The organism is Ruoffia sp. FAM 26255 (genome assembly GCF_045528525.1).
GTDB lineage: Bacteria > Bacillota > Bacilli > Lactobacillales > Aerococcaceae > Ruoffia > Ruoffia tabacinasalis.
This window is the reverse complement of record NZ_JBGQQX010000009.1, coordinates 46660-60736: the sequence shown is the minus strand read 5'-3', so window position 1 is coordinate 60736 and position 14077 is coordinate 46660. Positions and strand designations below refer to the sequence as shown.

General features: G+C 37.0%; 13 protein-coding genes and 1 pseudogene. 3 read left to right on the top strand and 11 right to left on the bottom strand.

The genetic code is table 11. The annotated features are described in order from the left end of the window. Nucleotides 1–125: 125 nt before the first annotated feature. Nucleotides 126–1559, top strand: a pseudogene (mgtA, locus tag ACEN31_RS03240) (magnesium-translocating P-type ATPase); the annotation flags it as partial. Between the two features lie 90 nt (nt 1560–1649). Here the strand turns inward: mgtA and ACEN31_RS03235 are convergent. From ACEN31_RS03235 to ACEN31_RS03195, 9 genes are all read right to left on the bottom strand, one after another. Then, on the bottom strand, nt 1650–2474 hold the full coding sequence (locus ACEN31_RS03235) for a helix-turn-helix domain-containing protein (protein WP_407089621.1): 825 nt from the start codon (nt 2472–2474) through the stop codon (nt 1650–1652). A 257-nt stretch (nt 2475–2731) separates the two neighbouring features. Continuing rightward, complete coding sequence (locus tag ACEN31_RS03230; protein ID WP_407089622.1) at nt 2732–3616, bottom strand: methyltransferase domain-containing protein; 885 nt, start codon at nt 3614–3616, stop codon at nt 2732–2734. Between the two features lie 97 nt (nt 3617–3713). Further along, entirely contained in the window at nt 3714–5066 is a 1353-nt protein-coding gene (gene glmM, locus ACEN31_RS03225; RefSeq protein ID WP_407089623.1) for a phosphoglucosamine mutase, read from the bottom strand. A gap of 27 nt (nt 5067–5093) precedes the next feature. Continuing rightward, nucleotides 5094–6257: a YbbR-like domain-containing protein gene (locus ACEN31_RS03220; RefSeq protein ID WP_407089624.1), complete on the bottom strand. Its 1164-nt coding sequence runs from the start codon at nt 6255–6257 to the stop codon at nt 5094–5096. After that, complete coding sequence (gene cdaA, locus ACEN31_RS03215; RefSeq protein ID WP_338490249.1) at nt 6257–7087, bottom strand: diadenylate cyclase CdaA; 831 nt, start codon at nt 7085–7087, stop codon at nt 6257–6259. The genes ACEN31_RS03220 and cdaA overlap by 1 nt, the downstream gene beginning before the upstream one ends. A gap of 252 nt (nt 7088–7339) precedes the next feature. Next, nucleotides 7340–7630: a hypothetical protein gene (locus ACEN31_RS03210; protein WP_407101640.1), complete on the bottom strand. Its 291-nt coding sequence runs from the start codon at nt 7628–7630 to the stop codon at nt 7340–7342. Between the two features lie 105 nt (nt 7631–7735). Further along, a complete protein-coding gene (locus ACEN31_RS03205; protein WP_407093497.1) occupies nt 7736–7888 on the bottom strand; it encodes a hypothetical protein in 153 nt (50 codons plus the stop codon). Nucleotides 7889–8037: 149 nt separating this feature from the next. Next, nucleotides 8038–8310, bottom strand: a complete 273-nt coding sequence (yidD, locus tag ACEN31_RS03200; RefSeq protein WP_138404757.1) for a membrane protein insertion efficiency factor YidD — start codon at nt 8308–8310, stop codon at nt 8038–8040. 15 nt (nt 8311–8325) lie between these two features. Next, entirely contained in the window at nt 8326–8928 is a 603-nt protein-coding gene (locus ACEN31_RS03195) for a TVP38/TMEM64 family protein (protein ID WP_407089626.1), read from the bottom strand. Nucleotides 8929–9042: 114 nt separating this feature from the next. Here ACEN31_RS03195 and ACEN31_RS03190 point away from each other — a divergent pair, with 114 nt between their 5' ends. Beyond that, entirely contained in the window at nt 9043–10119 is a 1077-nt protein-coding gene (locus tag ACEN31_RS03190; RefSeq protein WP_407101639.1) for a M24 family metallopeptidase, read from the top strand. A 47-nt stretch (nt 10120–10166) separates the two neighbouring features. Here ACEN31_RS03190 and ACEN31_RS03185 read toward each other — a convergent pair whose 3' ends face one another. Together ACEN31_RS03185 and ACEN31_RS03180 are read right to left on the bottom strand one after the other, a co-directional pair. Continuing rightward, a complete protein-coding gene (locus ACEN31_RS03185) occupies nt 10167–11663 on the bottom strand; it encodes an amidase (protein WP_407101638.1) in 1497 nt (498 codons plus the stop codon). Between the two features lie 63 nt (nt 11664–11726). Continuing rightward, a complete protein-coding gene (locus tag ACEN31_RS03180) occupies nt 11727–12536 on the bottom strand; it encodes an aldo/keto reductase family protein (RefSeq protein ID WP_407101637.1) in 810 nt (269 codons plus the stop codon). A 229-nt stretch (nt 12537–12765) separates the two neighbouring features. On the opposite strand from ACEN31_RS03180, the gene ACEN31_RS03175 reads away from it, so the two are divergent. Further along, on the top strand, nt 12766–14077 hold a 1312-nt coding region (locus ACEN31_RS03175), incomplete at its 3' end, for a hypothetical protein (protein WP_407108612.1).

Here is a 14077-nt window from a genome sequence, read left to right as displayed (position 1 = left end):
AGTTCTTTCATGGTAAGATGTGTGTAGGCCATTTGTGGTCACTCTCCTAATTTTCGTGGTTGGAAATTTATTTTGAGTGTACCACAAATGGTTTATTTATTTTTCTAGCTTAATTTTACAATTCAAGCTATAAAAAAATCGATGAAATTCCCTTTGACTTTAATCGTCGACGCATGAGCGTAGTTGTCGAAGATTTAACTGGGAAAACGCAAATGATTACCAAAGGCGCTATAGAAGAAATGCTTTCAATTAGTCAATACGTTGAAATCAATGGTGAAGTCCAACCACTCACGGAAGAAGCAAAAGTAAATGTACTGAACACAGTGGATGATTTGAATTCTAATGGTTTACGTGTTCTTGGACTTTCACAAAAAACAAATCCTGCAGGAATTGGCGAACTGTCAGTTAAAGATGAGTCTGACATGGTTCTCATTGGGTTCCTAGCCTTTTTAGATCCTCCTAAAGAATCGACGAAGGAAGCTCTGAATGCTTTAAGAGATCATAATGTTAACGTGAAAATATTGACCGGTGACAATGCTTTAGTTACTCAAGCGATTTGTTCACAAGTTGGAATTAATGCGGAACATTACTTAACTGGTGACATCGTGAGTCAAATGAGCGAAAATCAATTAGCCGAAGCTGTCGAAACTTACAATGTCTTCGTAAAACTCAATCCAACACAAAAAGCAAAAATCGTTCGCTTATTACGAAAAAATGATCATGTTGTTGGTTTTTTAGGTGATGGAATCAATGACTCACCTGCTATGAGAGCAGCTGACGTCGGTATTTCTGTAGATAATGCCGTTGATATCGCCAAAGATTCTGCAGATGTTATTCTGTTAGAAAAAGATTTAATGATCCTTGAAAAAGGGATTATTCTAGGCCGAAAAGTGTTTGGAAATATAATGAAGTATATTAATGCGACAACGAGTTCTAACTTCGGAAATATGTTCTCAGTACTGATTGCAAGTATTTTTCTACCATTCTTACCTATGCTACCCATGCAACTCTTATTCTTAAACTTACTATATGACATCTCTTGTATGTCAATGCCTTGGGATAATGTAGATGAAGAATATTTAAAAGCACCAAAAAAATGGGAATCTTCTAGTATTCAACGATTCATGATTTGGTTTGGACCAACAAGTTCAATTTTTGATATTCTGAGTTTTGCTGTTTTATTCCTAATTATCTTACCGCAGTTTTTAGGTGGTAACTATTCTAGCCTAAATTCAGAAACACAAGAATTATTCATTGCTTTATTCCATTCGGGTTGGTTTGTTGTCTCTTTATGGACACAAACTCTAGTATTATATACATTACGCACTAAAAAGTTACCGTTCATTGAAAGTCGTCCATCAACGGTTATGACCTTTTTCACGTTGTTAGGAATTTTCATTGGGACGATTGTGCCATATACACAATTAGGAACTGCCTTAGACTTAACGGCGCTTCCAGATACTTTTTGGCTTCTGCTCTTAGGTATTGTTATTGCTTACTTAATTCTAGTCACTATCGTAAAGTACTACTATGTCAAACGATACGGTGAGCTATTATAATAATTTTTAACGAGTTCTTCGGGACTCGTTTTTATTTACAAAAAAACCTAAAGTATCGGCTTTACCTTACTTTAGGGAGTGTCTGTTATATTATGAAATACGTTTATTCATTTCTTTTGTATTTTTTTTACGATATTCAGACGGCGTACAATCATTCACTTCTTTAAATGATTTTGAGAAATAGGATGGCGAATGAAAACCGACATAATCCGCAATCTTAGAAACCGTATAATTTGATTCTGCTAATAGTTTTTCCGCTTCAGCTAAACGAACTTGAATGAGATAATCAATCGGCGACAAACCTGTCCGTTGCTTAAACACACGAATAAAGTAATACTTCTTCATGCAAATATGACTCGCTAGTTGGTCTAGCGTCAAACGCTTTGAATAATTCTCTCGAATAAAACGTTGAACTAATTGAATTTCATCGTCCTCAACTTGCACATTATCATCTTTAATCGTCAAATCTTTACTTCTTAATATATGTGCTACCACACATTCAATGAGTTTTTTAGTTATTAAAGCAGTCCCTTCAAACTCATTAGCATCTTCAACAAGCGCTAAATCTAGATAAGCTTTCATTTGGCGTGAGTCATCGTGAATGATATATAGCTGTTTAGTTGAGTCGATGTCGATGCTCGAAATAAATAAGATTCCTGATAAAGTAAATTTTATCCACTCCATCTTACGAAGTGGTTTGATTGTCAGTTTCATCCCAGGATTTAATATGATTAAATTTTCTTTTTTAAATTGCCCATTGCTTAACTTGGTTTCGTAATTTCCTCCACCTTTAATGATATAAAGCAATGTCACCTGATCTTCTGAATAAATAGTTATCGGTTGTTTTGTAGTCATTTCATCTTTATTTATTGCATGTAATTTGATTGATGATGAATTGATATTTGAAATGTACATAACTATCCCCACCCTTTTCTTTAAATATAAAAAAGTGATTTTAGTTTTTAGCACTTACTGATTGACATGTCTCTTCCTAAGTCAGAATCCCATAATGAAGCAAAATCTATCCTCTATTAGTATTTTATTAGCTAGGGTTGGAGCATATCTCACTCAATAAATGTCTCATCCTAATCACTACTGAATAGCGTATCATATTCTTGCAAAAATTTCCCCTTATAATGAACAAAATGTTGTCTAATTAGTGTTGGGGATAGTTAAATCTTACTATGTAATACGATTACATCCAAGGTAATGAAACCATCAAGCTTTGTCAGTAATGTTTGGTGTTCATCATCACTTAATTGCCAAGTCAATGGCGTCATAACGACTAAATCTTCCAACTGACTGTCCGTTAACTTTTGCGTCACCTTAATTTCTTTCATCTTGGCTTCTGGATAATGCGTTTTGAAGACCTCGATAACATCTTCATTAGAGTATGGGTGGATATTTCCAATTTCCATATCTATGAGAGCTTGTCTTATCTCTTGTAAATAACCTGAGTTAGGAATAATTTTGATGAGTTCCCCTTCCGGCTTTAAAATACGCTCAAATTCCGAGTAATTTGACGGTGAAAATATTGAAAAGACGATATCTATTTGATGATTAGCTACAGGTAACTCTGCCAAATCCGCAATCATCGATAACATATGCCCATTATAATCTGTGGCTGCTTGAATCGCACTTTTTGCTAAATCAATCCCTATCAAACTGTACTCATTCTCTTTAACTTGGCGACTCATCTGCCACAAGTGACTGCCTTCTCCACTTCCTGCATCAATGATTGAAATATCTTTTCCATGATGTTCACTCAGATACTCTCCAATGTATTCATGCAGAGGTCGATACATCTTTGTATTTAAAATAATTTCACGTCTTGAGTGAAACAAGGACGCATCATATTTTGTATTCGATGCTTTCTTTGCCATGAAAAAATAGCCTTGTTTCGCCATATCAAAACGGTGATCATTCTTGCACACCAAACTATGCGAGTCTAACTTTAAGGCTTCTTGGCAATGGATACAGCTTAAATTGACAGCTTGATGAGTGTTAAGCCAATGTACTGTTCGGTCTTTCTTATTTAATTCATTTAACTGCGTCATCACGACTTTGCCTCCCATTTTTTCTACTTTTTAGATGATTTGTCTTAAAACAAAAAAGTACTGAAGAAATGACTTCTTCAGTACTAAGTTTAATTGCTTACTCCATACCACGAATGTCGCGAATCACGTCTGCGATTTGATCTACGTAACGGTCAACACGCTCAGGTGTTGAAGCTTCCGCCATCACACGTAAGATTGGCTCCGTACCACTTGGACGTACTAAGATACGACCGTCGCCATCCATTTCTGCTTCAACTTTAGCGATGATTTCTTTCACTTCTGGCTCATCCATGACAGTGTGTTTGTCGTGAACACGAATATTCACTAATTTTTGTGGGAAGATGGTCACTTCACCCGCTAATTCTGATAATTTTTTACCAGTTTCACGCATAACAGCCATTAATTGAACGGCTGTTAATAACCCGTCACCCGTTGTATTGTAGTCTAACATCACAATGTGGCCTGATTGCTCTCCACCTAAAGTGTGGTTACCTTCTAGCATTGCTTCGACAACATATCGATCTCCAACTTTAGTTTTTAAAGCTGTCATGTTATTTTCTTCAACAGCTTTATGGAATCCAATGTTACTCATAACTGTTGATACAATTGTATCATTAGCTAAGCGTCCTTGAGATTGTAAATGTTTACCTAAGATAAACATAATCTTATCACCATCAACAATGGCACCTGTCTCATCAACTGCGATTAAACGGTCTCCGTCGCCATCTAAAGCAACTCCAAGGTCTGCACTTTTTTCTTTAACCATTTCTTGTAAAGCCTCAGGGTGAGTTGATCCGACTCCATTATTGATATTAATTCCGTCGGGACGGTCTCCCATTGTATAGAAATCAGTCTCTAAATCTGCGAATAATTGGTTTACTAATGGGGCTGTTGCACCATTGGCAGCATCCACACACACTTTCAAATCATTTAAATTCGCTGAGATGGTTGATTGTAAATATTGAATATATTTGATAGAACCTTCTGGGAAATCATCTGTCACTCCTAAGCCGTCTGCACTTGGGCGAGGTAGCTCATCAGCATCACTATCTAGTAATGCTTCGATTTCTGCTTCTTGATCATCAGATAGTTTAAATCCGTTACTTCCGAAGAATTTAATTCCATTGTCTTGTGCTGGATTGTGAGAAGCACTGATCATGACTCCGGCAGCTGCTCCTTGAGTTTTTGTTAAATAAGCCACTGCTGGTGTTGAGATGACACCTAAGCGCATAACTTCGATTCCGACAGATAATAATCCTGCTGTTAAAGCGTACTCTAATAATTCTCCAGAGATACGTGTATCGCGCGCAACTAGCACGCGTGGATGTTCAACGTCAGAGTGTTGAAGTAACACATACCCTCCATAACGACCTAATTTAAAAGCTAATTCAGGTGTTAATTCACTATTTGCTACACCTCTGACACCATCTGTTCCAAAATATTTACCCATTATTGATTAATCTCCTAACTTTTCCTATTAGTTATTTCCAGATTCGTCCTCGACATCTTGCGATTCTACAACGGCTGACTCATTACTTTCAGTCGTGTTTCCTTCATCTCCATTCTCAGATTCGGGTCCGTTACTTTCTTCATTTTCTTCATTTTCTTCATTTTCTTCATTTTCTTCATTTTCTTCGCTTGTCTCATTGGTTTCTTCAGAGCTTTGCTCCTCGTTCTCACTTGAAGCGATTGGTGTGATGCGTACTTCGATTTGGACATCGCCACCATTTATCACAGTCATACCTTCAGGCACTTGTAATTCACCCATGATGGTTGTTGATTCTGTTAAACCACTGACATCAGCAACTACGCCAACTGTGTCAACATTCGGTTGACTCCCTTGAATTACCAAGCTCTGAGGCGTAGTAATCGTATATTCATACGTATACATCGCTTGGTCTTCCCCAAAAGGGATGATATGCATACCTACTTCACTTTGAGGTTGTACTACTTCAACTTTTGCTTCGATTTCCGAGACATTTGAATTCACATCTAGTACTTCACCATTGGCATTCACGATTTGTAAAACATATGATCCACTGAAGCTTCTATTGGCTGGTTGTGGATTGGTAATCGTAATATAAACTCGGTCAATTTGTTGAATCGTTTCGACGTCACCAGTTAATTGTATTTCTTGAGGATTTAATGACACACTTTCCACATTAAAGCCGTCCTGAATGGCGTTCGGATCTATTTCATATTCAATTTCAGCCGTAATTTCTTCCAACTGTGATATTTTAACATATCTTCTCGATGGTGTAACTTGGTAATCGACAGTATCCGGTAAATCAGAAACGATAAACTGGATCTGTTGCGTTCCAGACGGGATATCTGTTAAATCTTCCGTTTGGACAGTAATTTCTTTTTCTAATACTTGGTTAATGACATTACGTGGTCCAGTTAATCGTACTTGAACTGATTCTGGTAAGCCACTAATGAACGTATTTTCTGGTATCTCTCCAACGGTCACCGGGACATTATCAATTGTTTCGGTTACGTTAATACTAGCAAACTGTTGGTTTGCTGCACTTTGAAAGACGAAAGCATTGTTCTCTGATGCGACAAAAATGTACAAGAAAATGGCAATAATCAGAGAAAAGAGTCTCACGGCCCATTTATTCTCAAATAGTCCTCTATTCATTATTTATCACCTCTTTGTAAACTGTCATTAAGAAAGTCACGAATGACTTGCAATATATCTTTCGAATCCTCTTCATCTACAAACAAGTATTCTTCAAGTATGTTTCTAAATTCATTTCGGTCAAGTGCGCGGTTCATCTTATCACCTTTTACTACACTAATATCTCCAGTTTCTTCTGATACGATGACTGTTACTGCATCAGAAACTTCACTTAAACCAATGGCAGCACGATGCCTCGTTCCTAACTCTTTTGGTATTAACGTACTGTCTGATAGTGGAAGATAACATGAAGCGGCTGCGATTTGATAATCTCTAATAATCACTGCTCCGTCATGTAAAGGTGTATTGGGGATGAATATGTTAATTAACAATTGATTTGTTATTTCTGCGTCAAGTGGTATCCCGGTTGAAATATAATCCCCCAAGCCATCTTGACCTTCAATTGAAATCAAGGCACCAATTTTCCTTTTAGACATATATTGGACTGATTTCTCGATATCATTTATTAACTTCTCACTTGGATTATTCTTACTCTTACGGTTCTTAAACAAGTCACGACCTAATATTTCAAGTGCGCGTCTCAGTTCCGGTTGGAATAGAATAATCATCGCAACAACACCCCAAGATAGTACCTGCCCTAATAGCCAATCCACTGTCTGAAGTCCTGCAAGTGAACTCGCACTTTTGGCAATAAGGAAGATTCCTACCCCTTTTAAAAGGTTCATCATCTGAGTTCCACGAGCATACATTAATAAGCGATAAATTAAATACCAGACTAATAAAATATCAAGTATTCGAATTATTGGCTGATTCGCCATAAACTGATCCATAAAATCTAACACCTTGTCACCTTCTTTCTAATCACTCTCTGATATTATAGCATATCAAACTTTCATACTTAATATTTTGAAGCAGAAAATTTAAAATGATTTTCTGAGATGGGGAAGTTGTGGTGTTTGGATTGGATTGGTGGGGGTAGTTGGGTTATCGGGACTCGTCATGCGGTGACATGGGAAATTAGACGGCTAACGGGGCACGTCTTACAATGACCCGTCCCGTTAGCCAATTTACCAGTATTAAAATTACTTTGTTTTAGAATTTTTAAACGGAAACTCAACATTCCCGAACACATATTCAAAAGAACTATTTTTATTTGCATAGGTTACGTACCTTCCGCTATACATTTCCCCTAAATACTTACTAAGTGTGCGTGCGATATACTTTTTACTCACTTGGTCATCAAGAAACACTTCACATTCACTCACAGTGAGCGGTTCTTTGTAACGAATCATTCCATATTCACATAAAGTACGAACGACCGATTTCTTTTTGGCTTCATGATGGCCACATTGCTTACAGATAACTTTATACATTGTTTGCGTTATATCAAAACTGTGACATCTAGCACATTTTATACCTCGTTTCATTTGGTTGATATCTTTCATCGATTTAGGTATAGGTGGGTAAGGCTTTTCAATTTAAAATTCATTCAGAATTCGTTCTTTTAAAGCGATTGGCGAGATATTAGCTAACGGTAAATTTTGTTGATCACGGGCAATTCCTTTAATCCATCCATATTGACTTGAAACTGATCCATTTCTTTTTGAGTTAAACCTTCTTGGTAATAGCACTCTTCTTGTTGCTTAAGTTATAAATTTTTCTGTAACATCATTTTCTCCCTTTCTATAATTAGTTCCATATATAGATAGAAGAAAATAACTGTTTTCATTTTTTTATTTTAGAATAATTAAAAAACCTACGAGCATTTGTTGCTAGTAGGTTAATCTTCTGGATGTGGTGGGTCGCCGTATTTTCGAAAATACTGACGCTTCAATGTAAAGTGTTCCGGAACGTGATCAATGCCACCTTCTGCAAATGGGTGACAGCGACAAATTCGAGCCACGCCCATCGTCGTCCCCTTCACCGCGCCATGCTTTTCAACGGCTTCAATCATATAACTGGAACAAGTTGGGTAATAACGGCAACTTGATGGAAGTCCGGGTGAGATAAATTTTTGGTAAAATCTCACAGGTTTAATAATAATATTTTTAATGTTCTTCACCTTCTATTAACTAAAATAATCAAAAACAACTTGGATAAAATTCGATGTGAAATACGTATAAATAAAAACCGATACAGGTCGATAGGCAATGACCATCCCAATAAACTGTTTAAACCGCATATTGGACACCCCAGCAATCATACAAAAGATATCATCTGGGAAGATTGGCGCGAGAAAGCCAATCCGAAGTAGGCGTTTAAAACGATGGCCATGATTCATAATTCCCATATACTTTATATAATCATCGTCTGAAATAAAAGCCCGTATTACTGCGTGACCGAAACGCGCGCCAATCACAAAGTTAATCGACGAACCAATAATCATTCCCATAGTATTGAACAGAAATCCCCACAGATGCCCAAAAAGTAAATCCCCAATAACATTGGTCAGTCCTAAAGGAATAATCGGGTAAACTATTTGACTAATTTGAACTAAAATAAAGATAATCGGCGCCATAAAGCCTAATCTCCTCAATAAATCAGAAAAGCCGCCGTCTGGTTGGAAATATTCGGATTGGCTAATGTAGATTGAACCGACAATTGTAATAATAACACCAATGACTGTCGTGAAGCGAATGATGCGCCGCTTCGTTTCAATAGTTAGTTTCATACACGTACTCCTAAAATATTTTGGGGGTGAGTTGATTCTTTCATCTACTTAAAATGCATTGTATACTCTATAATATATTGTAACGCAATTAAATCTTTAAGTGGAGGGAATTTTTTGGAAAAATTAAAACAACTTGTAAAAGAAATGAATAAACATGACATTAGTAACATGATTATTACAGATACATACAGTATTCGCTATTTAATCGGTTATTATACACAACCAGGTGAACGGTTATTAGCTTTCATCGCTACCGCAGCTGGTAAACATTATTTAGTGCTAAATAACTTATTCCCACGTGCTGATGAAAATGATGATTATTCAGTCATTTATTATCAAGATGGCGAAGCGATTATGGAACAAATTGCTGAAATCTTAACGGATGGTGCAACGAGTATCGATAAAGTATGGCCAAGTCACTTCTTACTTGAATTAATGGGTATCAAGAAAGACTTACAACCAGTCAATGCTTCTTATATCTTAGACGATATCCGAGCAATTAAATCAGATGAAGAAATTGATATCATGCGTGAAGCTTCTCTGTTAAATGATCAAGTCATGGAAAAATTAATCGACTCTTTAACTACTGGTAAAACAGAAGCTGAATACGCTGAAGAATTAGCTCGATACTATAAAGAATCCGGTCATTCGGGATTTTCATTTGAGCCTATTGTTGGTTACGGACCAAACGGTGCCGATCCTCATCACACAACCGACGATTCCTTACCAAACGTTGGAGACCCAGCCGTTCTTGATATTGGCGGGATGTATAAAGGTTATGCTTCAGATATGACTCGAACAGTATTCTATGGTGAACCAAGTGAAGAAGCTATGGAAGTATATGATATAGTTCGCCAAGCAAATCTAGCGGGAATAGCTGCGGTTAAACCTGGTGTTCCGTTAAGTAGTATAGATTTAGCAGCACGTAAAGTGATTAACGATGCTGGTTACGGTGAATACTTTACACACCGTTTAGGACATTTCATCGGTCAAGAAGCGCATGAAGCTGGTGATGTATCACAATACAATGATGAATTAACTAAGGTAGGACAGGTATTCTCAATTGAACCTGGTGTTTATTTACCAGGTAAATTCGGTGTTCGAATTGAAGATTTAGTCGTTGTTACTGAAGATGGTTGTGAAGTTTTAAACCACGTGACAAAAGAACCTCTTATCGTCGAAGTTAATTAAACACAAAAAACTAGGACGGTCTGGAATGACCCGTCCTAGTTTTTTTATTATAAAGTATCTACAATTGAAGTATCTAAGTATCCAGCATCTTCTAATTGCTTAGACAGTTGAAGTAGTAAGTACTCTCCACCTTTTCGTGTTGAAAATTGAGCACCTAACGGTAACCCATTATCTAGTTTATGCACTGGTAAACTAATTGCAGGTTGACCGGTTAGATTCATTTGCTGAGTAAACGGTGTCCATGCTAAACTTTCTGCAAACATTTCCCAAACTAGATGTTGTTGCTGCTGAACAACAAACTGTTCAATATTCCTTAAGTCATTCAACAGTTTATCCCCCTTAGCAAAAGCTGTATGTAGAGGTGCTGGTCCGTTTGTTGCTGGCATTAACAGTAAATCATATTCCTTGAAGAAGGCTTCAGATACAGCGGTTATGTCATCCCAATAAGATAAAACTTCAGAATACTCTACTCCGCTAATATTTAAACCTAACTGATAAATTGCCCAACTCATTAATTCCATGTCATCTTGTGTCATTGGTCTGTTTAATACCTGTTCAAACCTTTTAAGCATCGAAGCAGTCTCAACACCATTTACATTATAGTACGTTTGCATTGCTTTAACACCATCGATTTCAGGCTCTGCTTCAACTAATGTATGTCCTAATGATTCTAATATACGAATTGTTTCTTGCATTAAACTTTGTGCTTCCTTTGTCATTGGTTCTCCGATTGGTGTATTCATTGAATATGCAATACGAAGTGGTTGCTCTAAATCTACTAGTAACTCATGTGGTATTCGCGGTAATATAAAAGGGGCTTCAAACTGTTCGGACTGCATCCATTTTAGTAATGTCCATGTATCTCGAACTGATTTAGTCAATGCAAAATTCACGGACGCCCCTTGCCAGCTTCGGTAATCGCTTGGTCCAACCGGTATGCGTCCACGACTTGTTTTTAAACCGATTAAACCACTAAAAGATGCAGGAATTCGAATAGAGCCTCCTCCATCACTCGCCGTGACGATAGGAACAATTCCTGCTTTCAATGCTGCCGCCCCTCCACCACTAGATCCTCCAGGGTTTCGTTTTAAATCTAAAGGTGAATTTACATGACCTGTCCACTCAGAATCACTGACATTCTTAAAACCAAATTCTGGAACATTCGTCCTACCTACAACAATAAAGCCAGCAGATTCAATACTCTTGGAAAAATTGTCCGTTTGTGTCGCTTCAAATTGTTCCATTAAACGGGCTCCGCTTGTTGATTTTTGTCCTGTTTGATTTTGTCCTAAATCTTTTAATAGGATGGGGACACCGAAGAATGGGGGTAAATCTCCATAGCTTCCGGTGTCTAACTGTTCAAAGTAGTGATCAAATCGATTAGCTATACTCCGTGCAAATTCATATTGCTTGTGTACAACGGCATTCAATGTATCGTTCCACTCTTCAATATTTTGAATGGCTTTTTCCACTAATTCTGTCGCCGTTGTTTCACCACTTTTTATTAATTTTGCATAGTAAGTTGCATCTTCTTTAAATAACATCTCATCTCTCCTTAAGTATATATAAAAACACCACTTCCCTCTTTCAATAGAAGTGGCTTGCTGTTATAGGTTGTAAATTTCTTGCTTCTCTTCTTCAGTTAATTCAAAATCGAACACTTCTAAGTTTGATTTTTGACGATCAAAGTTGTGTGATTTTGGAATGACAATGACTTCGCGGTCAATTTGGAAATTCAAGACAACTTGTGACCAAGATTTTCCGTATTTTTCACCGATAGCATTTAGTCGTTCCCGATTAGCATCACTTACACCAGATAAAGGTGACCACGCTTCTGCGAATAACTCATGTTCGCGTCCAAATTCAATCACATCATGATTCCATTCTCCAGGATGAGATTTAATTTGGTTAACTGTCGGTTTAATCGTTGCATTATCTAATATTAATTGTAATTGATCTTTAGAGAAGTTCGATACTCCGATAGATTTTAAAATGCCAGCTTTCGCATGTTTCTCTAACACTTTCCAAGTCGCAACCATTTCTTCATCATTATCCCAAGGATGGTGAATTAAATATAAATCAATATAATCTGTTTGGAATGCCTCTAAAGAGTATTTCACAGCTTCATCAATTGTTGCTTCATCTTTCGTATACTCTGGTTTACCAGGTAATTTTGAAGTTATAAAAAATTCTTCACGAGGAACATCTGATTCTGTGATAGCTTTTCCAATTACTGCTTCATTGCGATAAGAAATAGCCGTATCGAAATGTCTGTATCCATTAGTAATTGCTGATTGTAATTCAGTTGTATCAGAATTAATGTCCGCTGAATAGTCATTATTTACTTTACCAAATGTGTTTGTACCGCTTCCGATAATTGGAATCTGCTTATTATTGTTTAATGTGATCCAGTTCATTTTACTTACACTCCTTTTAATAATCTCAGTGATAAGTGTATCAGAATATCAGCTACCGTCCTACTGAAGTGCTTTCGAAGGATTTGTCAAAACTTTCTTACTTTCTAATCTTTGAATATTTAATGATTTTTCATTGATTTATTGTAGTTTTATTGACTGATTTTTTACAAAGGTTTATATTTAATTGTATGAGTGTTATAATATAGTTATAAACAAGGAGGAGTTCTTTATGAAAAGTAAACGCTTACGTTATGCAATTTCTATGGCCCTCACAAGTCTTTTGGTCGCAACTCAAGTCACTCCCTTAGCCCTAGCTCAAACGGAAAGTGTTCCGCCTGAATCTAAGACTGTTCAACAACAGCAAGAAGCAACTTATCCCGTTGGCGTTGAAGTCCGCAATATAGAAGGCACTCGTACTGAACAGGTTGGTATTAGTTTAACCGATGAAGAAGGTAATATTTATGATGGTGGTTACAATGAAAACTCTCAATGGTTAACAGGTAGTTCTTTACCTGAAGGTCAATATTATATTGAATTGACACCCCCTGAAGGAACAACGAGTCAAATTAATAACACGGCTCCACAATTTGCTGTAGCTACAGAGACACCAAATGTTTACTCAATCGATGTAAATGAAGAAAACTTAGGTGGCCTATCCGCTGTATACGGTGCATTCGAGCTTGTTGATGAACCGGTTAGTGAAACTTACCGCGTTGGAGCAGAAGTCCGTGGTTTAGATGGTACTCGTACAAGTGAGGTTGGAATTACTGTATATGATGAAAATAGTACGGTATACGAAGGTGGATATAATGAATATGCACAATGGTTAACAACAAATGAATTACCTGAAGGGTTGTATTACATCGAACTGACAACTCCAGAAGGAACAACGAGTCAAATAAGTACAACTACAAATCAATCAGCTGTTCCAACAGAAACACCTAATCTTTATACAATTGAATTGAATGAAGAAACTTTAGGAAACTTAACTTCTGTATATGGCGCATTTGAATTGATTGAAACGGCTCCGGTTGAACAAACATTCCGATTAGGCGCTGAAGTGCGTGGCTTAGACGGTACTAGAACCGATGAAGTAGGAATTACTGTTGCTGATGTTGATGGCGTTACATTTGAAGGTGAGTATAACGAGTACTTACAATGGTTAACCACTGAAGAATTACCTGCTGGTCAGTATTCAATCACTTTAGATACTCCAGAAGGTACTGTTTCAACTATTAATGAAACTACGAATCAATATGCAATTCCTGCTGATGAGACCAATGTTTATAATATCATTTTAAGCGAAGAGAACTTAGGCAATAACTCATCGATTTATGGGGCGTTTAATCTAGTTGAAGCTCCAGCTGAAACATACCAATTAGGTGTGGAAGTGCGTGGATTAGACGGTACTAGATCCGATGAAGCTGGAATTACTTTGACGGATGATGATGGTGTTGTATTTGAAGGTGAGTATAACGAGTACTTACAATGGTTAACGAGTGAAGAATTAACTGAAGGTACTTATACAATCACTTTAGACA